Genomic DNA, 25,650 nt, shown 5'->3' with positions numbered 1-25,650 from the left:
GAAAACGATACTTATTCAGGTAGTTCCGCTTTAATGTAAGGTCATTGTTAATGTTTCGCATAACATTTAGCTTTATTCCTTAAAGCTAATTCTGTTACCGAATTAGTTGACCTTTACAATTGCGAGGCACGAAGCAATCCCAAACTATGCAGGTCGGATTTGCAAAGCTTCTCTACAAGGCGGGGGTTGCTTCGTACCTACCCATGACGTATGGGATTTTGAGGCGTGTGGGCCTGTCAGTCTGAGCCTGTCGAAGACTCGCGCGGAGTGGCCTTTGCCCGCTATCCTTCGACAGGCTCAGGATGACAGCCATTTTTGTTACGTCATTTTCTCCTTCAAAGGCCACCGGATTTACAACTACAATGACGCATGGATATGTGCTTCATTAGAAGTATAAAAAAATGCCATAAACCATCGTTTACAGCATTTTTCACTTTCTTTAATACTACGCTATTATTGATCACTTACGTGCGTATGCCCATTGCAATGCTTTAAGCATAGTAACCGGTTTGCCAGATAAGTGTGTAACATCGTCAATGATGATGTGCTTAAAAACAAGGTTTTCATAATGCCTGCTATCAAGTAATGTAACCAATTTTTTATTGGGTACTACCTGTCCCGGAGTTTCCAAAGCACCCACTTCAATAAAAACATTTACAGGCAAACTTTTATGTTTGGCGAAATACTTTTTTTCAACATCAAAGATTCCCCCGTTAGCAAAACCCAAAGCCGGACTACCAATCAGGATGTTTTTAAACAGGGTGGGTTGCTCAAACAAGGTATAAGTTGCAAACAAACCACCCATGGAGTAGCCATAAAGTGTACGGTTTGAAGGATCTGTTTTTAAATCCGCGTCAATAACCGGAATTAACTCCTTTTCAATAAAGGCTAAAAATACGGGAGCTCCCCCACTTTCTGGCGTTGCAGATGATGCGGTTGGCGTAAAATCACGGTTACGTTTGTTGCCGGGCGAGCCAATCAACCCACCGTCGCCAATGGCTATCAATATAGGTTCGGGAATATGATATTCGGCCATTAACAGCCCCAAATACTCCAGCGAGGGCGAAAAATCATTATCGCCGTCAACAACATACAGCACCGGGAATTTCCTTTTCGCGGTATCATAACCCGCCGGGTAATGGATATAAATATCATAATCATTACCTGCCAGTTTGGAGTGCATTAACCGGTGCTCCGAGTTGGGTATGGTAACCAGTTTTGCCTGCTGCGCAAAGCCATGTGTACACAACATAGCGCACAACAGCAAACTCATTGTTATAAATCTGAGTGTTTTCATAGGGATGAGGTTACAAAAATGGATCAATCAGTTTTATAGAGCCATCCGCATTGTGTTGCAGCTCGGTTACTTTTACATTGCGCAGGTGCGTTTTGCCCGATAGTTGGGTGTCATGGTAAAACATGTACCATTTGCCTTTTATTTCAACAATAGAGTGGTGTGTTGTCCACCCCTGTACCGGTTTCAAAAATACACCCTTATAAGTAAACGGACCAACAGGACTATCCCCTATCGCGTAGCAAAGTAAATGGGTATCGCCGGTTGAATAAGTGAAGTAATATTTACCATTAAACTTATGCATCCATGAACCTTCAAAAAAACGACGATCATGATCTTTAGTTAATAAAGGTTTACCCAGGCTATCTACAATCACAACGTCTTTTACCGCCCCGTCAAAGTTCTTCATATCGGGTTTAAGCAAGGCCACTTTGCAACTTATTGCCGGTGCATCCTCCTGTTTCGAGTCGGTTTTTGAACCATCAGCTTCGTATTTTCCGGTTGTCCAGCGCTGAAGCTGTCCGCCCCAAATGCCGCCAAAATACATATAGGTTTTGCCGTCATTATCTGTAAAAACAGCCGGGTCAATACTAAAACTTCCTGCAATGGGTTCCGGTTCGGCCTTAAACGGACCAACAGGACTGGCCGATGTAGCCACGCCAATATGGAAAACATCTTTTTTATCTTTTACCGGAAAATAGAGGTAATAGGTACCACCTTTAAAAGCAATATCAGGCGCCCAAAGCTGGCGGCCGGCCCAGGGAATATCCTTTATATCCAGCGCAACGCCATTATCAGTAACCTTACCGCCAATACTATCCATGGAAAGGATATGATAGTCTTTCATGGCAAAATGATCGCCATTATCGTTTTCGGGGATGCCGGCATTGATATCATGTGAGGGGTAGATATAAATTTTACCGTTAAACACATGGGCTGATGGATCAGCAGTATAGATAGAACTGATCAGTGGTTGCGAAAGAAATTTTACTTTTTTACTCGTATCTGTTTTACTGCTGTCAGCATTGGCTGTTTTTTTAGCAGTTGAGTTACATGCACCCAACATGCCTGCGGGTATAAGAAGTGTGAGTAATAATTTTGCTGTTGTAAATGGCTTGCTCATTGGCGTTTGGTTTATGGTGATTATTAATTAGTCATGTAGTTATTTCCTCCTATGCCAGGCACATAGTAAAATTTCATGCCTTTATAGTAAGGGAGCGGATGTTCGGGTTTTGCATAGATAGCTTCGATGGGCATTTTTGAAAAAGTTTGAAAATATAAAACACAGGCATCCCGCCATGTGGTGGCCTCGGCAAGCTGCGTTTGCATCAATTGTTGCACCTCGGTAAACCGTTCTGCATCTACCTTTCCCTGCATTTTATTCCAGGTTAAAGTCATTTGTTTAACCGAATCGGCACCCATATAATAATGGTGAACAATTTCATCCCATAATGACTTGCCCGAGCGCATTTTATACGTCCAGCTTAGGTGATGAAACCATAACAGGTATTCATCCGGGCAGGTTTGCAGGTTTTCCCAATTGGCCTTAACCTCCGGCGCATATTGCGATAAAGCATTGCTGCCTGTGCTTGTACGGTTAAAGCCAATTCCAGCCGAATCGGCTTTGTGGTAATAGGTGGCGTTCCAATCCGGGCGACCGGCATTGTCAACCCATGGCCCTGGGCCGTAGTGGGTAGATACACCCATAATATGGTGCAAGCCAAGCGGCGTCATGTAGTTAACGGTATTTTCCCTTGATTCCAGCATTAACCTTTTTACCGGCGATACAAAGCCTGCATCATTGGTAAAAGTCATTTTCAGCCAGTCGTCTGCAATAGCAGCCGGTGACTGATCCGGGTTCCAGGCCATGCGGCCAAAAGCGTACCAGTTGGCCTGTGCAAAGGGATGCCCGCACCAGTTTAAATCACTGCCAATGTTAGCTACCCCGGCCATACCGGTTATCAGTTTCTTATTAAAATCCCCTTGTAACACACGGGATACGGTTGAGCCTTTACCCTGCGTGTAAGTATCAGCTTGCAGGCATTCGGCAAATAAAGGTGCCTCATAAACCAGGTGCGTTGAAAAGCCAAGGTACTCCTGGGTTAGTTGAAACTCCATCATTAACGAGGTATTGGGCATCGCGCCAAATAAAGGATGGAATGGTTCCCTCGGCTGAAAATCGATCGGCCCGTTTTTAACCTGGATAATCACATTATCCCTGAACTTGCCATCAAAGGGTTTAAATTCATTATAGGCCTGCTTTGACCGGTCGTCGGGTACGTTATTATCGTAGACAAAGGCCCGCCACATCACTATACCATGATGAGGAGCTAAAACATCGGCCAGCATATTGGCTCCATCTGCATGGGTGCGGCCATAAGTTTGCGGGCCCGGTTGCCCCTCAGAATTAGCTTTCACCAAAAATCCGCCAAAATCTGGGATGTAATGATAAATTTCATCAGCCTTATCTGCCCACCATTTTTTTACAGTGGCATCAAGCGGATCGGCTGTTTTTAGGCCTCCCAAATCAACCGGACTACTGAATTTTACCGACAGGTATATTTTAATACCATACACCCTGAAAACATTGGCCAGCGTCTGGATCTTTATTAAATACTGGGGTGAAAGGATCAGCGCATCGGCATTTACGTTGTTGATAACCGAGCCATTGATACCAACCGAAGCGTTAGCACGTGCGTAATCAATATAGCGCTGATCAACAATGCCAGGCAGTTTATGCCAGTTCCAGATGGATGAACCTGCATATCCCCGTTCAACGCTACGGTTCAGGTTATCCCAATGATCCAACACCCGGTACATGATGTGTGGATGATCAGAAATATCCAGCCTGTTGATGGGCTGATGGATTTGAATCAACTTTAAAAAATTAAAAACACCATACAAAACCCCCACATCGGTATTGGCAATAATAATGGTACATTTCTGTTGGTTAATAAGGGTTGTTTTTATGAGATATCCCTCGCTGCCAATACCATCAGGAACAACTATAGATAAGGATTTTAAAGATCGTGGAGTGCCAACTATAAATGTTTGGCCGCTTATTATGGCCTTGGTATCGCGGGGAATGAAGGAAAGCATCCCATCCAGCCCGGTCAACAGTTCTGTCTTTGCCGCCTTAAGCTGGTCTGACGCTGCCGGGAAGATAAAATATGCCAATTGTTGCTTATAAACAGCTGCCTGTTGCGGGGCGGTTATCCTGTTATATTCAAGCCATAGCTTATACCCATTATCCGCATGGGCTTGGTTTATAACCGCTAATAAAAGCAGCACCAGTAAACACCTATTTTTCAATGAATATTTGGTCATGATGTTATTAATTCAGCTTTATAAACTTTTAAAACAGCTTATAAAAAAGATAAAATGATATATTGGTGTTCACAAATGAAACATGATTAAAACATGTTCCATCTGTATGGTTTATAAAGAATTATATTTACGCAATCGATTGCAAATATATAAACCTTTATTTATTTTCAGTAATTCAAAATCAATTATTTGCCCCCTGGCCTTCCGGTTTTTAAGCTGATGAATGAATTTATCAGCCGATGAATAACATGATCATTTTTTTGCAGCGAGCTCCTGGTTTTTCCGGATATATTCTGCTACCTCAACCATGGGGGCCACCCATATAGCCTTGTCATTTTTTTTGAGGTAATGCAATAATTTGCTATGCTCGTTAAGGCCTACATTGATATTATGCCCGCCTCCTACGCCATGAAATAAAAAAACCAGCAGGGTATGTGATTGTAAAGCCTTTTCAACAAGCCCGATCATGTATTCGGCCGATTGACCATTGATCATAAAACATTTAATATTGTCGAGATCTGTTGCGCCTATGCTTTCAAATCCGGGGTTTACACCCCGCGCGCCAACAAAATCCTGTTTTAACCCGTCATAAAAATACTTGCCGCCTATCTGCAGATCCCCGCAGGGAAAGGCGAAGGTCCGGTTGGTTTTACCATCGATGGCTTGTAGCAGCACATTATTAGTCCTAATCTCTTTTACGGCACGTGCAACGGTGTATTTACTCAGGTCATTTTCGGTAGTAACAAAACCACGGCCGGGTAAACCACCATCGCAGGGATGAAAAAGGGAGTGATTTCCAAGTTCATGCCCGTGGGCAGCCGCTTTTCGCCATTCGGCTATCCTGTTGGTAACTACCGGTGATGAGCCAATAATGTAAAAAGTTCCCTTGAGGTTTAACGAATCCAGGGCGGGCAAAACATTATCCAGGTCTACATCAATGGCATCATCATAAGTTAATACCACGGCACATTGTTTCTTATTCCACACAGCTCTGTTTTGGGCATGCGCCATTACGCTATTCGCCAAGAGTGCCGCCGTAAGTAAATATTTTATTAATCTCATGCTGTTAATGTTTTTAACTATTTAGCGGGTTGCGCCCCTTCTTTGCCATAATGCATCAGCTTATTAGCCCAGGCTATAAAATATTTAACGTTGGGTGCATCGGTATGGCCACCATCATGTTGTCGCCATGCCAGTTCACCGTTCAGCAAGCCGGTGTTTACCGGAGGCATTTTTTCCGTTTTATAATCATTCGTAATGCCCAGGTCCCTTGCTCCCACTAATTTAAAAACCGCACCGGCAGCTACCGTAGCCATATAACTACCCTGTTGATCAAGCCACTTGGCATCGCCCTGTTCAGGAATACCATAGCTTATAAAAGTAAGCCGGGGCGCGCACAATGCAATAAGTTCATGTGCATCAACAGGCAGATCATTAGCTGTTTTAGCGCCGGATGTAGCATCAGATGCTCCATATTTCATAAAATTGCCGGCCATCCAGTAATATTCGCCACCGGTAAGGTTCTCCACTGCCTCACCAAAATTTCGCCGGTGAAGCTTCGCGCCACCCTCGCCGGATGAGCCGATGAGCCCCATAGCAAAACGTTGTTCAAAGGCTAGCGTTACCAATGCTGCCTTACCGTACCTTGATACGCCCTCAATGCCTACATGCTTTGCATCAACCGCGGGTTCTGTTTCCAGGTAATCCAGCGCCCTTGCCGCTCCCCAGGACCAGGCGCGTAACGCACCCCAATCCTCGGGTTTACGGGGCTGCCCCTTGTTAACCAGGCCAATTATTCCTTTGGTGAGGCCCTCCGCATTGTCGGCCTGTATCGATGAAGGATCAATCAGCACATATCCCCAGCCATTGGCTATCAGTTGCGAAGCCGTCGGCGGATCGCCTTTCACCACCGGAAAGCCGCTCGGCCCAAAGGGAGATTGCTCAGGAATTGGCTTGTATGCCGGATACTGTTCAAATATGGTTTTTAGTTCGGGGTGATCTTTGGTAAGCAGCTCTTTTAAGGCGTCATTTATTTTTTCCAGATCTGCCGGATTAGGTTGGGCAGGTGCGGGCAAAGTACTGCGGCCAAACATCATCAACACAGGTACAGGCCCTTTGGCGTTGGCAGGTAATACCAGGGTCATATCAATATTAACATTTAACAGTGGATATGCCGTATAATCAACATGCCCGATAAGCTGTTTGGCTATTACCGGGTAAAAACCTACGCGTTCTTTATCGGTTACTTTAACCGTCCAAATTACTTTGGGCACATTTGCCGGGATGCGGCCATACACTTCGCGTTCCATATCTTCCACTATCTCTGGTCGCCGTTGTTTCCACCACATCATGGCGTTGGTTATCTTTTTACCGTTTTTACCGGTAAGCGCATCAGGTAAATCTGGATATGGGTTTGCAAGCGCCTCATCATAATTAGCATGATCAGGAGCAGTTGCATCACCATTGGGACCAGGGCGCAAGGTTTTAATGCCTAACTGTTTCATCATTTGCTGATGATCCTGTTCGGCGGTGAAATTAACCGGCGGCGTATTTTGAGCATGTACAGCCACTGCAATAGAGAGCAGGATCAGAAAAATAGCAATCTTTATTTTTACTGTTTTCATATCGGTTTAAAATATTTTTTATTGGTTATCGGTTCTAAACGGTGATGCAGGTAAACCTTCCTTATTATAGAGATTAGCCCCCTCCGGATTATCAGCCCACGCATATCTTACATAAAGCGGACTGATCACTCCATCACTCCATACAATTACTTTATCTCCCTCAATTTTCGCTTTGGCCCAAACGAACTTTTTATTGGCTCCTGCTATTGCAAACTGTTCCAGCTCGTCGCCATCATGTATCGTAAGCCCAGCACCCACATTTTTAAAACTGATCTGGATATGGTTTCCCTGCACAAGGGCTGATTGATAAATTGGCCCGGATGCTACTGTGCCTGTTTCTTTATAAGCCAGGTTTTCGGCGGCTATGGCCAGCCGTTCGCCTACATCTTTTTTATTAAGCGGGTGAATGTCATTCCATTCGCCTGCATCAATGGTAACAGCCATTGCGGTATTAGGCTGTGAAAGGGCCTTAAGCTGGCCTTCCCTTAATATAGCCCAGTTACTTTCGGCTGGTAAATATTGAACTTCATTAAAATTGGGGAGTTGCGCGTATATAAACGGCAGTTTACCCTGCTGCCATTGTTGCCGCCAATCGGTAATCAATGCTTTAAGCAATTGCCCATACTCGGCGGCTTTATCTGCGTTGCTTTCACCCTGGTACCAGAGTAAGCCTTTTATGGTGTAGTTAATTGCCGGGGCAACCATGGTATTGTAAAGCCCGGTTGGCTCATTTTGTGCAGAAAAAATTGCCGCCATTTTTTTGTCAGTTGGCAAAAACGCCTGACCTACACGATATAACCAATCGCCACGGAGATCAATAAGCTGCCCGCCAATGTTTAGGTTGTATGATTTATCGGGTACAAAGCCCCCCTTACCCGTAAAATTTGTTAACCTGATTACAATAATATTTTTGCCGGGCTTTAGCAAACCAACAGGCACGTTATACCTGCGGGGTGGATACTGGTAGGTAATATTCCCTACCAAATGGCCATTAACATAAGTTTGATCAGCGTCAATCATCCTGCCGAAAAGTAATTTAGCCGGTTGGCTCTCAACACCCGCAGGCAAGGTGAACTCTTTTCGAAACCATACTACCCCATTTAAATTTTTAATCCCCTGATCGGCCCAATACCCGGGCAACCAGAAATGGTGCCACTTATCAGGAACATAAGCCGGATTATACCAGGTTACACTACCATTAAGGCCTTTATCATGTATTTCGGTATTTGCAGGGTCAACAGGTTCAGGCTTCACTTTCATTACGCTATCTATATAGCTGCCATCATGAAACCGGGCCACGCGATGGCTGTATGTAACATTGTTTTTCAACCCATTTTCGCTTACCCATGCCTGGACAGGTGTACCGCCTACACTTGAGTTAATAATACCTATGGGTACATGGTATTTTAGGTAAAGCTTTTTAGCAAAAAACCACGATGCTGCGCCAAAACTAAGTACATTTTCAGGGTCTGCCTTTACCCATTTGCCGGGTAACACATCTTCATGTATTTTAGTAACATCCGATTCGGTTTTGACAAAGAAGTTCCTGATCTGTGGATAATTGGCTGATGCTATTTCATCGGGATATTTCTCCTTTACCCGCTCCATGGGCAAAACCATATTTGATTGCCCCGAGCAAAACCATACATCCCCTATTAAAATATCATTGAGTACGATATGATTGCCCGCGTTAATTTCCATAGCATAAGGCCCGCCCGCCTTCATGGCATGTAGCACTATTTTCCACCGGCCGTTTTTATCGGCAATAGTGTGGTAGTTGCCGCGAAAACCTATGGTAATTTTTTCACCGGCATCGGCCCAGCCCCAGATATTGATCGGGGCATCGCGCTGAAGCACCATTCCGTTGCCAACTAATTGGGGCAACCGTACATCCGAATACGCGGAACAACACATCAAACAACAGCACATCATAAAGCACAGCCGTAACATTGACTTCATATTTAAAAGGTTTTATTCTAAAGGTTTATGGTTACTAAGTAACAAAATTTAAAACAATAATGCAATCGATTGCAATGAATTTTGTGTAACAATTTAGTCCTATTAAATCAATGAATTATACGACAGTGCTGGGGAGCCTGTTATCTCATCATAACATCCTTTTTATACCAAGTTCAAGTCCGCGTAACTCTGCTAATCCTTTAAGGCGGCCAATTACCGAGTACCCGGGATAGGTATTATAATTAAAGTCGTCCAGGATCTTGTGCCCGTGATCGGGTCGCATTGGGATACTAAGATCTGCCCTGCCGACATCAGATCTTTTAAGCTGTTCCATAATAATGCTTTTCATTACGGCAAACATATCGGTACTTCCTGCTAAATGATCAGCTTCGTAAAAACTGCCGTCGGCCTCCCTGTTCACATTACGCAAGTGCAAAAAGTGGATATGCTGGCCCAGGCGGGTAATAATGCCGGGAATATCATTAGCGGCGTTTGCACCTAATGAACCGGTACAAAGCGTGAGCCCATTGGCCGGCGACTGGTACATATTAACAATATCGGTTAAATCCGCTTCGTTTTTAACAACCCTCGGTAATCCTAAAATAGGGAATGGCGGATCATCCGGGTGGATACACATTTTTATGCCCAGTTCTTCGGCATAAGGGATAATCGCTTTTAAAAAGTAACCTAAGTTTTCCTTTAATTTAGCCTCATCAACAGCACGATACTTTTCAAGATATACCTTAAATTCATCAACAGTAAACACCTCATCGGTGCCGGGCAAACCTGCCAAAACCGTATTCAAAAGCAGTTTTTTTTCGTCTGCATTTAAACTATCCAGGTAAACTTTAGCGGCCTGCTGTTGCTGGGGCGTAAATTCATTAAAAGCATCTTCACGCTGCAGAATATACAGATCAAAAGCGGCTATTGCCTGCGCATGGTATCTTAATGCCGAAGCGTTATTCGGAAGCCGAAAATCGAGGTGTGTGCGGGTCCAGTCAAGCACTGGCATAAAATTATAGCACACTATATTTATACCGGCCTGTGAAAGATTTTTTAAGGTTTCCTTATAGTTTGAAATGTAGTGATCACGCCTATCCGTTCCAATCTTTATATCTTCATGAATGTTGACACTTTCAACCACCGACCACTTAAAGCCCGAATTTTCTATAACCGCTTTTCGCTTCTCAATCTCGATCAAACTCCAGGTATCTCCTGCCGGGATATGGTGCAGCGCGGTTACAATACCGGTTGCACCGGTTTGTTTAATGGCATGAAGAGTAACCGGGTCCGAAGGGCCAAACCACCTAAAGGTTTGTGCTAAATCAGGTATCATATAAAAGGTTTTTAATCTGTTAAACTGGTGAATTTGATATTATTACAGATGAACAATGCCATCCGAAAAACAAATGTAAACAAATGCGCAATCGATTGCTCAAAAAACATTAAATATCCTGATTTTATTTTTATATTTATCACGCATTAGATTTTATAGCAAAACACTTTATGGCAAACGGGGAAAAAGAAACAACAATTTATGACATTGCCACCAAACTTAACATTTCGGCTGCTACAGTAAGCCGGGGGCTGAAAAACCACCCCAGGATAAGTAAAGAAACCCGCAAGCTGATAAACAAGACCGCCGAGGAAATGGGATACAGGTCAAACTCGTTTGCCAGTAATTTACGCAAAAAGCAAAGCAATATTATCGGGGTGATTGTACCAAGGTTAAACAGCAACTTTATGGCCGATGTAATTGCCGGTATTGAAAAGGTGGTTAATGAAAACAACTATAACCTCATCATCAGCCAATCGTTGGAAACCATGAAAAAAGAAGCCAGCAATGTGCAGGCTATGTTTCATAACCGGGTTGATGGCTTACTTGTTTCCGTTGCCTATGATACAAACAGCTTTGATCACTTTGAACCGTTTATAAAACGCAAAATTCCTTTGGTGTTCTTTGACCGCGTTCTGGATCATGAATCATGCCCGCAGATCTATATTGACAATTATAAAGCGGGGCAGGAAGTAACAACGCATTTGATAAGCCAGGGTTGCAAAAAGATAGCACATATTACGGGTAACCAGCTGCGCAATGTTTACAGCGACCGCTTTTATGGATACAAAAGAGCGCTGGAAGCTCATCAACTGGAATTTGATAACGACCTGGTGATCATCGCCGACCTGAGTGCACAGTCGGGAATAGATGCAGCGCACCAGCTCATGAAAATGCGGCAACTTCCTGATGGGCTGTTTGTAGCAAATGATATTTGCGCGGTGGCCTGTATGCAAACGTTAAAAAAGCATGGCATAAAAATACCTCATGATATTGCTGTTGCCGGCTTTAACAATGACCCTACCTCTTGTGTGATTGAACCTAACCTTACAACCATCAATTATAAAGGCTATGAAATGGGTGAAACTGCCGCAAGGCTAATGGTGAATCACCTGCTTAATAAAGACGATATCCAGGAAACACACAGCCTTGTGCTCAGATCAGAACTAATTATCCGCGAATCATCCCTGCGAAACGGGTAATTAAGCGATACAGATTTATAATACTTTTTAAATGATTTCTAAAACAAAAGTTGCTATTGTTACCGGCGGGGCATCAGGCCTTGGCCTGGCCACCACACGAAAATTTATCGAAAACAATATCCGCACCATCATCATTGGCCGCGATGAAACCAAACTGCAACATGCAGCTGATTCATTTGGCGAGCTTTGCCATTACAAAGCCTTTGATTTAAGCGATACCAAAAAAATCCCTGCTTTAATAAATGAAATAGTTGCCGAATTTGGCACGCCTGATATTCTTGTTAACAACGCAGGTATCAATCAAAAAAAACATTTTACCGATGTTACCGACGATGATTTTCAGCAAATTATACAAACTAACCTTGTAGCTGTATTTGTAATCAGCCGTGAAGTTGTTAAACATATGATTACTGCAGGTGGAGGAAATATTGTGAACATCAGTTCTATGGCTTCGCAATATGGTATCCCCTACGTAATATCCTATACCGCAACAAAATCAGCCATTGAGGGGATGACCAGGGCAATGGCAACAGAGCTTTCGCCCCGGGGCATTCGGGTTAATTGCGTGGCGCCCGGCTTTATAGCAACAGATATGTCGGCCAAAGCATTGGATAGTGATGCGGAACGCAAACAAAAAGTGATGTCAAGAACCCCCATGGGTAAGTTGGGCGAACCGGAAGATATAGCAGATGCCATATTTTACCTATCATCCGATGCAGCAAAATATGTAACGGGAGTTGTACTGCCGGTTGATGGCGGAAACTCCGTAGGCTTTTAACAAAAAATAAAAGGGGTGATAAACTTAATTATCCCCCTTTTTTACGCTTTCTCGCAATTACTATCCCCTACTCCGGCGGACCTAAATAACTTGGTTTAAGGCCGCCTGCATCTACTACTACTTTTTGTAGTACTACACCCGGATCAATCATCCAGTATTTTATAGTGTGTAGGCCCCGCTGAGTTATGTGATGCCTGGTAATCAATTTCCTGATATTATCACTGACAGCCGCGGCCCAATCTTTGCTATCCGCGGCAGTACTGATCTTCACCTCCTGTGGTGTTTCATCATCTATCGAAATAGCATAAAACAAACCTTGTCCATTTTTAAAGTCGAGCGTTGGCGATACAAAAGTTTGCAGCGATACCAGGCCGGTATCCGGCAAATTAATCCGGTATTCAAGATGCGGGCAGTTAGCTCCGGGCTTTTGTTTGCTGGCTGTTACCGGCATCGTTGTAACACCGGACAACGTTTTGCCATATCCCGGTATAACTATCCACGAAACAGCTTTACTATTAACCGCTTTGGCATAATGTTGTGCTTCAATAGCTATATAGCCGTTATTTTCATAAAATGCGCCATCATTTATTTGCTGTTGATTGTTAATGGTAAGCTGAACAGTTACTGTTTGCCCCATCGCGGATATAGTTAAAGGCACATGAACTGTTTTACGTGGAGCCTTAGCCCAATTAATGCTCACCCAAATCCGCTCCTGCTGTTCAACTTTACCGTTGCCCGGTTTAACAATCACGTAGGATAAAGGCGACTGAACCGTATAACTAAAAGCTGTTTTGCCTTTATTAAAAATTTCAATATAGTGGCTGTTCTTTTCCCATGGATAAAAGCCTGGCAAAGTATCGGCTGCAAGTCCATTAGTGATAGCCTGGCTTGCGCCTTCCACATACACACCCATTTGTGCCGCTTCGGGTAGCATAATTTCCTTTACCGCAGGCATTACATCAACCGAAGGCTGCTGCCAATAAGTATAACCAATATGCGTTTGATCCATCATATGGTTCCATTTGCCATTGGCAAGTTTGGTGTTATAGTACTTAGATATCTCTTTGTCTTTTTCAAAAAGCTGCTTCACTTTTGCCGCTGTAGTATTGGTAGCGGCCCGCTGTTGTGTGGCGTACCAATTATTTTTTGCAGCCTCAAAATACATTTCGTTTAAGTTGGCACAGGCTTGAACCGGGTGCAAAACAAGCTGATAATAAGCATCTTTATATTGAGGCGAAAGTTTAGCGTACAATCTTTCGGCATCGGCTTTTAAGCGGTTGTAATTGGCAGCAACGGTTTCAAACTCGCTATAGTTTGTTAAACTGTACGTATGCGGTTCAATCAGTTCGGGCTTACGCCTGCCGTTATATTGGGTATAGGCAGATAATATGCGTCCAATTTCTTTGGCGTAAAGGGGGCCAAATTGCTGCCGGGCCCATAAATTAGTATATTCCTGCAACCTGCCGGCGGGCCATTTATTGGGGTTCCATGCATAATCCAGGAAAAAGCTGATCGGAAACTCCATTGGTTTCAAATCGCCCACATTTACTATCCAAACCTGCCGGGCATTGTAGGCATAGGCCAGGTGCATTTGCTCCCATGTTTTTGAAATAGGATTTGTGTTGAGCCACTTATAGTTTCGCGGCCCGCCTACATAATCAAAGTGATAATAAATGCCGTAACCTCCTTTTCTTGGTTTTTCGGTAAGGCTGGGCAACTTGCGGATATTGCCCCAGTTGTCATCACATAACAACAGTGTAACATCATCGGGCACACGCATGCCTTTATCGTAATAATCCTGCACCTCTTTATATAAGGCCCACATTTGTGGTGTTTGGGCGGCATCTTTACCGGTAACCTGGCTAATAATGCTACGCTGATCTTTTACAATATTTTCCAGTAAAGCTATATTGCTTCCCTCCGTCATCGGCTTATCGCCGTCGCCACGCATGCCAACAGTTACGATGGTTTCTTTGGCACCCATGTTTTCGATGCCCTTTTTCCAGAAATTTTGCAACACCACTTTATTACTATCATAATTCCATTGGCCGCTTCCGTAGCGTTTCCACTCCTGCTGCGCCCTATCCATCGGTTCATGATGCGATGTGCCCATCACTACGCCATACTCATCAGCCAGTACTGGGTTTAACTTGTCATCATCATTAAAGGCATTTCCCCACATAGCGGGCCACAGGTAATTACCTTTTAAGCGCAGGATAAGCTCAAAAACCTTTTCATACAGCTGATGGTTTACGCCGCCAAATTTCTCTTTCGTCCAGCCGGAAAATGCCGGCGCTTCATCATTGATAAAAATCCCCCTGTATTTTACAGCTGGTTCGCCATTGGTGTGCATGCCGGGGATTACATAAAGGCTCTTTTGCTGCTTTACGGGCACATCGGCCCACCAGTACCAGGGCGATACCCCTATCTGGGCTGATACATCATAGATCCCGTATATCGTTCCGCGTTTATCACTGCCGGCAATAATGAGTGCACTCTCAACTCCCGGAAAAGGTTTTGAAACAACCTGCACAAGCGAGGTTTCCCATTTGCCAGTAACCTGCGAAACATCCAGCTTGTTTTGTTTAACCAGCTGATCTATCAGCTCATTTTTCCCGAGCGTGCCAATAATAACCATATGCTTATCCAGGTTAACTTTACCTGTTAATATACCCGGGGTGGCACCGGTAACCGATCTGAGATCATTACCCAGGCTTCCCACCGCTCTTTTTACACCGGGATAATCCATATCGCTTACGTACAAGGGCACTACTTTACCGCTTACCGCCAGGGGGAAATAACCGGCGCCGCTTTTGTTGGTTATATACAGTTTATCGCCCGGCGTTTGCGCAAAGCCACTTAAAGCACTGATAAGCAACAACAATGAAGTCAAAGTTCTTTTCATGTGGAATAGGTATTGAATTAAAATTTAACAACCTCCCAGTAGGCCTTTTTAGGTTGCAGCTTTTGATCAAATAACAAAGGATAATTTTTGCGGCCTTTTACCGGGTAAGTATCCAGCCATGTAAACCTGTCAGAAATATTCCAGAAGGTAACGCCCGATATCACGTTTTTAAATTTCCTGAAAACCTTAAACGCCATAGCATACTGATCGGCCTGTTTATTTTCCAGGTCGGAAGTAAACGCGGTCGACTCTCCATCCCGTAATGCACGGCGCTCTTTCTCCCATGGATAGACTGATAGATCAAGCTCGGTTATCTGCACTTTTAACCCAAGGGAACTAAATTTTTGAATGGCTGCAACCAGATCCTGTTCACCTGGCTCATCAATTGACCAGTGGCCCTGTAACCCAACCGCGTTAACGGGAATTTTTGCATCAAGCAATTTTTTCAAAAGTTTATACACGCGCTCCCGTTTTTCGGGCCTTTCGGTATTATAATCATTGTAGAACAGAATAGCCTGCGGATCGGCGGCATGCGCGTATTCAAAAGCTTTAGTAATAAACTCATCGCCACAGATCTTATACCATAAGGAGTTGCGCAAAAACTGGGTACTATCATCAGCAACTGCTTCGTTCACTACATCCCATGCATAAACTTTACCCTTATAACGGCCAACAACCTGATCTATATGATCCTTTAATCTTTTCAGTAAAACATCTTTAGTTACCAGTTTACCATCCTTATCATAAAACAACCATTTTGGCGTATGCTCATGCCAGCATAGATTATGGCCGCGCACCTTTAAGCCATGGGCCTGTGCAAAAGCTACAATACTATCTGCAGCTTTCCAGTAATACCGGTTCTCATCGGGATGGATAACACCCATTTTCATAGCGTTTTCTGGCGTAAGGCTGTTAAAGTGTTTTAAAATCAAAGCCACCTCGGCGGTATCCCTTAAAGATTGCGGCATTACAGCCACCCCAATGGGAAAAAAGGAAGCATATACATCCTTTAAGCCCTTAACAACGGGCAATTGCTGCTGGGCATGTACAGTGCCCTTTGTTTGCAAAATAAAAATGGCAAGCACTAAAAACTTCATCAACTTAAATGCTGTATTCATAAAATTAAATTTTTATTGTTTTAAATTTTGGTACCAGAAAATGCATAACCAACCAGGCAGCCAGGTAGGAAGACGCGCAAACAGCAAACATGATATAATAAGCAACCTCGATGTGCCCTATAGCACGGTAATACACAAACAAGTTTTTTTGCACAAACAAAGAGAGCAACACGCTGCCGACAGAACCGAACATCCCGCCAATACCGGTAACGGAAGCCACCGCCTTTTTAGGAAACATATCTGACACGGTTGTGAAAATATTGGCGCTCCATGCCTGGTGGGCCGCGGCAGCCACGCCGATGACCATTACTGCATACCACATATTAACACCGCCCAGCAACTGCGCAAAAACAACAGGGATTACCGCGAATGCATAAACCAGCATAGACAGCTTACGCGCTTTAAAAACAGACCATCCTTTCTCAATCAGGTATTTGGGGAAATAGCCACCAAAAACACTCCCGATTGTCGACATTGTATACACCGCGGCTACGGGTAAGGCAATAGCCATACCTTTTAACCCATACGAGCTTTCCAAAAAATCGGGAAGCCAAAACAGGTAAAACCACCAGATGGGATCTGTAAGAAATTTCCCTGCGGCAAAAGCCCAGGTTTGCCGGTGAACAAGTAATTGTAACCAGTTTAATTTTTCGGTATCCTTTTCGGGGTCAAGGTCTTCTCCATCGCTGTTGATGTAACTCAGTTCTGAAACGGATAATCGTTTTTGCGCAGATGGTACATCATAAAACAAAACCCACAAAACCAGCCAGATAAAGCCGGTAGATCCCGTTATTACAAAGGCCCATTTCCAGCCCCAGGCTGCGGCGATAAAAGGAACGGTTAAAGGCGCGAGGATAGCGCCGATATTAGCCCCTGAGTTAAATATACCGGTAGCTACCGCGCGTTCTTTTTTAGGGAACCACTCTGCCACCGTTTTGATGGCCGCAGGAAAATTACCGGATTCACTCAGGCCAAGTGCGGCACGTACTACGCCAAAGCCCATAGTGGTATTAACAAGGGCATGGCAAACCGCAGACAGGCTCCATAAAAAAGTTGACAAAAAGTATCCTTTTTTTGTCCCTATCTTATCAATCAATCTCCCGGCACCTAATAAGCCTATGGAGTAAGCTATTTTAAAGGCTATCTCTATATTGGTATAGTCGCCATCATTCCATTTAAACTCCTTGGAAAGATCTGATTTCAGCAAGCTGATTACAGCCCGATCAAGGTAATTGGTGGTAGTTGCAAAAAACAGCAACGCACAAATGAACCATCTGTATTGGCCTCCAGGGGAATTTTTCATTGTTAGATTAAGACATGGGAACAGTGATAGCAAAACGGGGCCGGCATAAAGCCCTGCCCCGTTATATTTTATTCGTTTTATTAGAAACCCGGATTTTGAGCAATTGGTGTTCCTTGCGTCACCAGGTTAATCTCCGTTTGAGGGATCGGGCGTAGTGACATAAAATCCTGGATATTTGGCCCGGCCTCAGCATTATACGCTTTAACACGGCGTACTAATGATTGTGTACGGGTGAGGTCCCACCATCTTAATGATTCGCCGTATAACTCTCTTGTACGTTCGTCCAGGATAAAATCAAGCGTCACCTGGTCTGGCGTAACCTGCATTTTTGCAATAGCATCTGCAGGCATATTACTGGTGCGGAAAGCAGCACGTGTGCGTAAAACATTGATCATCGTAGCGGCCGTAGTAAGATCGTTCATTTTAAAAGCAGCTTCTGCCGCAATCAGGTATATTTCTGAAAAGCGGAACAACACTACCGGGCGCGACGACGGATCATTAACGCTTGGCCTGCTTGGGTCGTCGAACTTTTTAAGTGCAGGGAAGAAAGCACTTGTACTTGCATTAGCTCCGGAAACACCTGCGGCTACACTTGGCGGTAAAAATATTACGCCTTTAAACGATGCCCTTTTTGCAGCTCCCGGATCATATGGAGGCATCCAGATAGCTGTATCGGTACCCACGGTAAGTGATCCCCTTGGTGTTGTGATGTTTGCGGTATTGGCTATCCAGGTGGTTTGGAAAGTATTCCAATACCTGTAATCATTTGATTTATCTGCAAAAGCTACATTATTCACATAATCATAATTGGGGCGAACCCGGAAGAATGGCCTGCCGTTGGTTAGGTCACGTGTCATAACGCCTGATCCGCCGCTTGCCGGATAATTTGCGTTGACGGTGGGATAATTCGGTCTGAAAAAGTACGCCCAGCCATTGATCTTACCACCGGATGCCCCAGGGGTAAAATCGCCATATTTGGTATCAGTACTATGTTCTATTGCAAAAAGATCCTCTTTATTGGTTAGGTCATTAGCTAAGGCATAAGCATCTGCATAGTTTTGATACAGATCAACACCATAAGTTCCTTTATTGGCAATAAGGGTTTGAGCCGTTGTTAAAGCACTCTGAAAATCACCGGGCTGTGCGGCTGTTGACCATCCCCTGGTTAAATAGGCTTTGGACAGCAGGTATAAGGCGCTCGCTTTGGTAGCTGCGTGCCCTGCAAAAGGCGATCCGTTTTGTCCTGGCTTATCCTGAAGCTCTGTTGATGCCTCAGTCAAATCTTTAATGATCTGGCTGTAAATATTAGCAATCGGCGCACGTGAATCAGATAATGTGGCCGTATTGATGAACGTAGTGTGCAATGGTACTGCACCAAAAGTTTGTACCAGGTGGAAATAATAAAAGGCCCGTAAAAACTTTGCCTGCGCTAAATAGGCTGTACGGGTTGGTACATCGGCAAACGCGGCAGGACCAAACTGCAGTACGCCGTTTAGCGTGTTTATATCCTGGTAAGCGATATTGAATACACCACCTAAAGCGTTGTAGACGTCAGAAACGTTGTTGGTATAATTTTTATAGGTGGCAAAGGCAACACCACCGGCAGATGCGCCGCCGCCTGCCAGCGTTTCATCTACCCCAAAATTGGTGTAGTATAAAAAGCCTTCTGTTCCCCAGAGGTTACGTAAATCTGAATATACACCGGTAATGCCCCCTACTACACCGCCTGTTGATGCCAACACATTTGGGGTGATATTTGATTTGGGAGTTTGGTCAAGTATTTTTTTACAGCCGGTTACGCTTACTAAACTACATGCCGCAAGCAAAATGGCTAATGTTTTATATGATTTCATATCTATCAATCTTATTTTTATAACTAAAATTTTGCATTTACACCCAACTGGAAGGTACGTGCCACCGGATTACTTAAACCCACAGTAACCGCGCGCCCTAAAGCATCACTTGAAAAGCTCGATGCACCAGCAATCTGGTTACCATATCCGTTACCTTCCGGATCTATCGCCAGTCCGCTTTTAACTAAAGGCGAATAGATGATGAAAGGGTTATTGCAGGTAACATACACGTGCAGAGACCTGAAACCGGCTTTTTTGATGGTTTCGCTAGGGAATGTATACCCCATGTTAATACTGCGCATTTTGATAAATGAACCATCGCGATATTGCAGCGTGGATGCGTAGGTAGGGCCGCTTAAATTGGCATCAGGACGAGGAAAATCATTCGTTGGGTTGGTTGGTGTCCAGTAATTAACGTTTACCTGATTTACCCTTCCCTGATTAAAGAACGGAAATCCCTGGGCGCCTGCATCAGAGCCAAGGTAAGTAACAGCTACCTTTTGCCCCATGCGTGCAAAGGCCACAAATGAAAGATCAAAGCCTCTGAAGCTAAAACGGTTGGTGAAACCGGCTGTATAATTAGGCTGATAATTTCCAAGGATCTGCAAATCGCTGGCATTAATTTTACCATCGTTGTTTACATCCTGAATTTTGATCTGTCCCGGTCTTTGGCCGTAAACAGCAGCCTGCGTGGCTTCGCTGGTTTGCCAGATACCGATCTTCTTATAATCATAGATCACGTTAAAGGGCTGACCTACAAACCACCCATTGGTAACATCCGCAGGTAAGTTATCATGTAGTGAAACAATAACACTCCGCGCGAAAGCGATATTAAAATCTGTGCTCCAGCTAAAGCCCCCGGCATTACGGATATTAATACTGCTCAGTGATATTTCCAATCCTTTTCCTTTTGAATTTCCGGCGTTCACAGTGGTTGAACCGGCTCCGTTACTTGGTGGTAAAGATTCTACCTGTAAAATATCAAAGGTCTTTTGTTTGTAAACGTCGATAGTACCGGTTAAGCGGTCATTAAACAAACCGAAATCGACACCAAGATTGTAGTTATTGGTATGCTCAAATTTTAAAGAACTGGCCAGGTTGGTTACCAAGTATCCGTTTTGGCCATTCGCGCCAAAGTTATAGGCGTTACTGCTCAAGTTACCCAGGATCTGGTAGGGGTTCACATTCTGATCGGCCGTTACACCGTAACCTGCTCTTAATTTCAGTGAGTTTACAAAGCTTACATTCTTCATAAAATCCTCCTTGTCTATGTTCCAGCCCAATGCAAACGCGGGATAAGTATAATACCTGTGCTTAGGATCAAGTACAGAAGATCCATCTGTTCTTACAGTAGCTGTAAGCAGGTATCTATCATTAAACGCGTAGTTTACACGTGCCATGTAGGAAATAAGCCCCCTATCGGCAAAGTATGGTTGATTGGTGGATGAGAAGTTTACCTGGTTAGCCAGGAAAAGGTTGTAGCTCTGCAGGTAATCTGCCGGTGATCCAACGCCATAAATCTGTAAACCCTGGCTATGATCTTTTTCGGTACTATATAAACCGGTAAAAGTAAGGTGATGTTTCTGCCCGAATCGCTTATCATAGGTCAGGATATTTTCCAACAACCAGGTATAGTTTTCAGAGTTACTTAAACTTTCGCTGGTTTGCGATGGAGAGGTGGCTGTATTATAGGTTGTGTTTACCGGGGTATAATTATTCCCCTGGTTTTGGCCGTAAGTTAAGGCGGCGTTGAACCTGTATTTTAAGCCGTCGATAATATTTATTTCGCCGTATAATGTGTTGAATGAATAGAGTTTTCTGTTTGTATTCTGGATATACTGATTTCTGATGGTTAACGGGTTCACCCTGTTTGGCTGATCCACGGAGCCTGTCATTGGCAATAAATTAACAGAGCCATCAGCATTATATGGTGAGGTAAGCGGGCTTATGGCTACCGCATTGTATAATGGGAACAAGTTAGCGCCGTTGATATGCGTTAAGGTTTGGAATGTGGTTAAGCCAACTTTTATCCTGCTGCTGATATTGTGATCAATTGATGCACGTAAAGAACCGCGGTCGAAATTTTGCCCGTATTGGATGCCATTCTCTTTATGATAACCGGAACTGATAGAAAACTGTGTGGTTTCATTGCCACCTGAAACGTTAAGCTGATGATCAGTAGAAAAACCATTCCTGAACAAGAGTTTTTGCCAATCGGTACTGGTGCCCTTGTCAATACCTGCCAACTCAGCTGTAGTAAAAGGGTAAGCGGTGGAGTTGGGAGAAGATGCGCTTGAATTACCGGCAATAGACTCACGTTTAAACGCGGTAAATTGCGCGCCGTTCATGATCGGGTATTCATCCGTGATCTTGCTTATGCCGTAGTAGCCATCATAGCTTACTACTGCCTTACCAGCCTTACCTCTTTTGGTGGTGATGATAATTACACCTCCCGATGCCCTTGAACCATAAATAGCCGCCGCAGAAGCATCCTTTAATACGTCTACACTGGCAATATCATCCTGGTTAATATCATTCAGGCTTCCACCAATAAAAGGGATTCCATCAACTACAAACAGTGGTCCGTTTTGGTTATTGGCATTGCTGTTTGAAGTTGCAAATGAGCGTTCGCCACGTAAACGGATCTGCCCTACCGCTCCCGGGGTTGTGCCTGTACTGGTAATATCCAAACCTGCTATCCGGCCTTTCAGCTGGTCGCTCACGTTGGTTGAAGGCACTTCCTGCAAGGTTGCACCGCTTATTGAGGCCACAGAACCCGTCACATCCTTTTTCCGTTGCGTACCGTAACCCACTACCACAACATCATTTAAGCTGCGCGCGCTGGTCGATAGTTTGATAGTTAAATCGGCACTTGTGCTATTGATAGGCACCTCCTGATCAATATAACCTATATAGGTTACTATAATTGCCGTTTCGACGCTGGTGATGTTCAAAGAAAATTTCCCGTTAACATCAGTTGATGTTGTAAGGCGGCCCGATTTTAATTTTACTGTTGCCCCTATAAGTGATTGTCCTTTGTCGTCGGTTACTGTACCGGTCAGCTTTCTGCCTTGTGCAAAAAGCGACATAGAAAATGAGCTCAGACAGATGAGCAGCATAAACATTTTCCAATTCATTAGTAGTCGTTGTTTTCTCATTATCGATTTAATTGGTTTTGATTTGTTTTTAGATCTAATTATTGAATCCAAACTATCCTGGTATTTTCATAACCACTTGTTATACATACTATCTGTATCGTATGAACTGCATTTGAAATAGTTTTTCAGATTTCTCACCTGAGAACGAGCGTCATTTTGAAATAACAATCGCTAATTGGCTTAAAACCAAAATTATAATAAAATACAATCGATTGCACAACTTGACTAACTTTTGTTATTTATCTAACAAAAGTTTCATTTTATTAACAATTAAGTTATGAAATTCAAATACTGTAATATTAAATTCAACAAAACTGACATTTTCGCACCCTTAAAAATTCAACACTAAAGCGAAAATCATTCTAAAAATTGGAAAATTATCGCAATAAATGGTATTTCGATTGCACAGTATCATTTTGACACTTCCGGGCAATTGCTACCCTCTCCTTTTTTGTCAGGAATAATGCAGATGGACGATCTAATTAGGTTAGCAGGAGCAGCTATTGGGTGCGTTAAAATCTAAATTGCCGTGAACCTTAATTTTATGAAGAGATTGACAGGGACAGACCAGATTTTATAAAGTATTGAATTTCAATCAGTAAGAACTCATTCGCATATTTACCCATGATCGGGTCTGCTGGCTCCTTATTTGCGTGTTGTTTTTGCCGGGACTTTCAGTATTGAATGCCTCAAGAGCCTGGGCTAAAACAACGTAATAACCTTTCACATTTGCTTAATACTAAAAAATAACAATTTATGATACATACTGATTAAATTATGGCAAAAATTATCACTAAAGGAAACTTTTAATTAACTGCTTTCGTATATACCCTGAAAGCAAAACGTTTCATTTAAAAAGCCGATCAGGAGAAAAAGCCATAGTGAAAAAGGGAATTTTCTGATTCAGAAAAGATACTGTTTTTTAAACTTTTGCCGATAAATACCCGCATATATCAATGAATAGTAAGCCCAATTTATACTGCACAAAGTGCAGCGCTTTGTATCATTTTCCAATTCCTAAAAACTGGATTGAAGAAAACTTGCTTTTTTTTATTCCGTTCAAAAAACTGTCCTGCTCTAAGTGCTTAAAAGTTAGCTACGTATTTATTACAGACCATGAATATGATAAATACAACCGGATTTGAGCTTTGCTAAATTAAACAGGGCAAGCTCAAAAATAGAACTTGCCCTGTTTTTATCAGAACATTCTGTGTCAGTTTACCTGAAATTTTTAAACCAATAACTGACTATACCCAAATTAATCTATTCCTACTAACTTTTATCAATAATAGCATTAAAGCAACGGGCTGATTTTGATGGACTTGTAGCGAACTTTACCATGTTTGGCAAACAACCACAAATAGCTCCCCTTTTGATCAATCAGCCGGTTTACAATACAGCGTTTGTTATTTACGCTCATGTCTATGATATCATCGTTCAAAATAATATCTATTTTAATGGTTTTATCAAGCCCATCCACTGCACGGATATCAGTATTACCAAGTGACACCGATTGATTATTTGCAGAGAATGATGCACGGTACCCTTTGTCGGCTTTTGCGTCGGACCTAAAAACAAAACCGAAGTCTTCATTAGTGCCAACGGGCTCAATTTCCATCGTTATTCTGCATTTCTGTGGAATATTCTCCAGGTGCGCGGCTCCATATCCGTTTGGAGCATCAATCTCCAGGTTATGGTTACCTTTCGATGTTGCCAACAAATCAGGGTTGATCTTCAGATCCAATTCCGGACCTGTTGCAGGGATCATTTCCTCTGGAAACTTAGTATTTAATGTTCCGTCGGGTTGTTGAATAACTTCCCTGAAAATGGTGTTACCGCCAAATACCTCACCGTTGCTATCCTTGTCGTCCCTTCTTGAAGGCACCCATCCTGCGGCAATCCTCCTGGCAGAGCCAAAAGATGCGGTTTTTACAACATTTACCCACGATTCAAGAAATGCCTGATTTTTAGGTTCCTCCCATGGTCCGTAAGCTTTTTTGGATTTGACATAATAAGTGTCGCTGTTGTGACTGTAAACCAAATAATACCATCCATTCCAGTAAAAATAATCCGGGCATTCAGGAACAGATTCCTGGCCGGTTAACACCGGGTCAAGTACCGTCCAGTTCTTCAGGTCTTTTGATGTAAGGTGTACTAACGCGCCGCCAGAATGTTCCATTACAGGACTTTCCTGCCAGCTCGAAACAAATAAGTGAAATTCACCTGTCTTTTCATCTACAAATACTTTAGGATCACGAAAATCACGCTTGCTATAGCCGGGGGCTGATGTATAGAAAGGATTAGGCTTTTGTTTGTCAAAATGAATACCGTCCTTACTCAGCGCATAACTGAGTTGTTCGTTAACTTTTCCATTCTTATCTATTAAACGGGTGGCATAAAAGGCATAGAATTGCTTTTTATAGTAAACAACAGATCCCGTACAGATAGACTTTTCCCATGCTTCATCAATACCCAGCACTACGGGATATTGTTTCCAGGTTTTCAGATCTGTGGTTGTGCTCAGTGCCCATTGATGGCCTCCAAGCCCGTTAAGGCTTTTATGGTGTGCTGAATCCAGCAGCCAGTAATAATAGTAAGTTCCATTGTGAGAAAATGGCATGCAATCTCCTACAAACAGATCACCTTTGGGCTTAAAGTATTGCAGATTTCCGGTAGTTTGCACGGAGGCGTTATACTTAACACCCAGCTGCGCCTGAACGGTCCAGATGGTCAATGCCAATAAACAACTTAATAATGTTTTTTTCATAGGATTCAATTCTATATTTAGTAAGC

Annotated in this window: 15 protein-coding genes; 2 read left to right on the top strand and 13 right to left on the bottom strand. The window is 43.3% G+C overall.

The features are described from left to right. Positions 1-460: 460 nt before the first annotated feature. The 7 genes from Q0R88_RS23215 to uxuA form a co-directional block, all read right to left on the bottom strand. Entirely contained in the window at positions 461-1,297 is an 837-nt protein-coding gene (locus Q0R88_RS23215) for an alpha/beta hydrolase-fold protein (protein WP_295720807.1), read from the bottom strand. A gap of 10 nt (positions 1,298-1,307) precedes the next feature. Continuing rightward, a complete protein-coding gene (locus Q0R88_RS23210; RefSeq protein ID WP_295720806.1) occupies positions 1,308-2,417 on the bottom strand; it encodes a glycoside hydrolase family 43 protein in 1,110 nt (369 codons plus the stop codon). A 23-nt stretch (positions 2,418-2,440) separates the two neighbouring features. Then, complete coding sequence (locus tag Q0R88_RS23205) at positions 2,441-4,621, bottom strand: alpha-glucuronidase family glycosyl hydrolase (RefSeq protein ID WP_295720805.1); 2,181 nt, start codon at positions 4,619-4,621, stop codon at positions 2,441-2,443. A 252-nt stretch (positions 4,622-4,873) separates the two neighbouring features. Beyond that, the gene (locus Q0R88_RS23200) at positions 4,874-5,683 is read right to left on the bottom strand and encodes a polysaccharide deacetylase family protein (RefSeq protein ID WP_295720804.1); all 810 of its coding nucleotides are present in this window, start codon (positions 5,681-5,683) and stop codon (positions 4,874-4,876) included. 17 nt (positions 5,684-5,700) lie between these two features. Continuing rightward, positions 5,701-7,245 carry an acetylxylan esterase gene (locus tag Q0R88_RS23195; protein WP_295720803.1) on the bottom strand — a complete coding sequence of 515 codons (1,545 nt, stop codon included), beginning with the start codon at positions 7,243-7,245 and terminating at the stop codon, positions 5,701-5,703. 18 nt (positions 7,246-7,263) lie between these two features. Continuing rightward, complete coding sequence (locus tag Q0R88_RS23190; RefSeq protein WP_295720802.1) at positions 7,264-9,129, bottom strand: sialate O-acetylesterase; 1,866 nt, start codon at positions 9,127-9,129, stop codon at positions 7,264-7,266. 223 nt (positions 9,130-9,352) lie between these two features. Beyond that, entirely contained in the window at positions 9,353-10,540 is a 1,188-nt protein-coding gene (gene uxuA, locus Q0R88_RS23185; RefSeq protein ID WP_295720801.1) for a mannonate dehydratase, read from the bottom strand. 170 nt (positions 10,541-10,710) lie between these two features. On the opposite strand from uxuA, the gene Q0R88_RS23180 reads away from it, so the two are divergent. Together Q0R88_RS23180 and Q0R88_RS23175 are read left to right on the top strand one after the other, a co-directional pair. Further along, positions 10,711-11,742 (top strand): LacI family DNA-binding transcriptional regulator, encoded by a 1,032-nt coding sequence (locus Q0R88_RS23180; protein WP_295720800.1) that lies wholly within the window; start codon positions 10,711-10,713, stop codon positions 11,740-11,742. A gap of 31 nt (positions 11,743-11,773) precedes the next feature. Then, the gene (locus tag Q0R88_RS23175) at positions 11,774-12,520 is read left to right on the top strand and encodes an SDR family oxidoreductase (protein WP_295720799.1); all 747 of its coding nucleotides are present in this window, start codon (positions 11,774-11,776) and stop codon (positions 12,518-12,520) included. A gap of 67 nt (positions 12,521-12,587) precedes the next feature. Here Q0R88_RS23175 and Q0R88_RS23170 read toward each other — a convergent pair whose 3' ends face one another. The 6 genes from Q0R88_RS23170 to Q0R88_RS23145 all read right to left on the bottom strand — a co-directional run bounded on the left by Q0R88_RS23170 (position 12,588) and on the right by Q0R88_RS23145 (position 25,624). Then, positions 12,588-15,425: a glycosyl hydrolase 115 family protein gene (locus Q0R88_RS23170; protein WP_295720798.1), complete on the bottom strand. Its 2,838-nt coding sequence runs from the start codon at positions 15,423-15,425 to the stop codon at positions 12,588-12,590. 17 nt (positions 15,426-15,442) lie between these two features. Then, positions 15,443-16,543, bottom strand: coding sequence for an endo-1,4-beta-xylanase (locus Q0R88_RS23165; protein WP_295720797.1), 1,101 nt, complete (start codon positions 16,541-16,543; stop codon positions 15,443-15,445). Positions 16,544-16,547: 4 nt separating this feature from the next. Next, positions 16,548-17,846 (bottom strand): MFS transporter, encoded by a 1,299-nt coding sequence (locus Q0R88_RS23160; protein ID WP_295720796.1) that lies wholly within the window; start codon positions 17,844-17,846, stop codon positions 16,548-16,550. A gap of 80 nt (positions 17,847-17,926) precedes the next feature. Beyond that, positions 17,927-19,699 carry a RagB/SusD family nutrient uptake outer membrane protein gene (locus Q0R88_RS23155; protein WP_295720795.1) on the bottom strand — a complete coding sequence of 591 codons (1,773 nt, stop codon included), beginning with the start codon at positions 19,697-19,699 and terminating at the stop codon, positions 17,927-17,929. A gap of 23 nt (positions 19,700-19,722) precedes the next feature. After that, positions 19,723-22,857 (bottom strand): TonB-dependent receptor, encoded by a 3,135-nt coding sequence (locus Q0R88_RS23150; RefSeq protein ID WP_295720794.1) that lies wholly within the window; start codon positions 22,855-22,857, stop codon positions 19,723-19,725. A 1,294-nt stretch (positions 22,858-24,151) separates the two neighbouring features. After that, the gene (locus Q0R88_RS23145; RefSeq protein ID WP_295720793.1) at positions 24,152-25,624 is read right to left on the bottom strand and encodes a family 43 glycosylhydrolase; all 1,473 of its coding nucleotides are present in this window, start codon (positions 25,622-25,624) and stop codon (positions 24,152-24,154) included. Positions 25,625-25,650: the final 26 nt, after the last annotated feature.

This window comes from Mucilaginibacter sp., assembly GCF_025362475.1.
In the GTDB taxonomy this organism is placed as follows: Bacteria; Bacteroidota; Bacteroidia; order Sphingobacteriales; family Sphingobacteriaceae; genus Mucilaginibacter.
The sequence above is the reverse complement of the archived record's forward strand: the minus strand, read 5'-3'. Positions and strand labels throughout refer to the sequence as shown.

What these genes read in the sequence shown, in the direction of transcription:
- Q0R88_RS23195 (WP_295720803.1), bottom strand. Translation starts at nt 7,245, where the DNA reads ATGAAAACAGTAAAAATAAAGATTGCTATTTTTCTGATCCTGCTCTCT.
- Q0R88_RS23180 (WP_295720800.1), top strand. Translation starts at nt 10,711, where the DNA reads ATGGCAAACGGGGAAAAAGAAACAACAATTTATGACATTGCCACCAAA.
- Q0R88_RS23205 (WP_295720805.1), bottom strand. Translation starts at nt 4,621, where the DNA reads ATGACCAAATATTCATTGAAAAATAGGTGTTTACTGGTGCTGCTTTTA.
- Q0R88_RS23155 (WP_295720795.1), bottom strand. Translation starts at nt 19,699, where the DNA reads ATGAAATCATATAAAACATTAGCCATTTTGCTTGCGGCATGTAGTTTA.
- Q0R88_RS23160 (WP_295720796.1), bottom strand. Translation starts at nt 17,846, where the DNA reads ATGAAAAATTCCCCTGGAGGCCAATACAGATGGTTCATTTGTGCGTTG.
- Q0R88_RS23215 (WP_295720807.1), bottom strand. Translation starts at nt 1,297, where the DNA reads ATGAAAACACTCAGATTTATAACAATGAGTTTGCTGTTGTGCGCTATG.
- Q0R88_RS23200 (WP_295720804.1), bottom strand. Translation starts at nt 5,683, where the DNA reads ATGAGATTAATAAAATATTTACTTACGGCGGCACTCTTGGCGAATAGC.
- Q0R88_RS23145 (WP_295720793.1), bottom strand. Translation starts at nt 25,624, where the DNA reads ATGAAAAAAACATTATTAAGTTGTTTATTGGCATTGACCATCTGGACC.
- Q0R88_RS23165 (WP_295720797.1), bottom strand. Translation starts at nt 16,543, where the DNA reads ATGAATACAGCATTTAAGTTGATGAAGTTTTTAGTGCTTGCCATTTTT.
- Q0R88_RS23175 (WP_295720799.1), top strand. Translation starts at nt 11,774, where the DNA reads ATGATTTCTAAAACAAAAGTTGCTATTGTTACCGGCGGGGCATCAGGC.
- Q0R88_RS23170 (WP_295720798.1), bottom strand. Translation starts at nt 15,425, where the DNA reads ATGAAAAGAACTTTGACTTCATTGTTGTTGCTTATCAGTGCTTTAAGT.
- Q0R88_RS23210 (WP_295720806.1), bottom strand. Translation starts at nt 2,417, where the DNA reads ATGAGCAAGCCATTTACAACAGCAAAATTATTACTCACACTTCTTATA.
- Q0R88_RS23150 (WP_295720794.1), bottom strand. Translation starts at nt 22,857, where the DNA reads ATGAGAAAACAACGACTACTAATGAATTGGAAAATGTTTATGCTGCTC.
- uxuA (WP_295720801.1), bottom strand. Translation starts at nt 10,540, where the DNA reads ATGATACCTGATTTAGCACAAACCTTTAGGTGGTTTGGCCCTTCGGAC.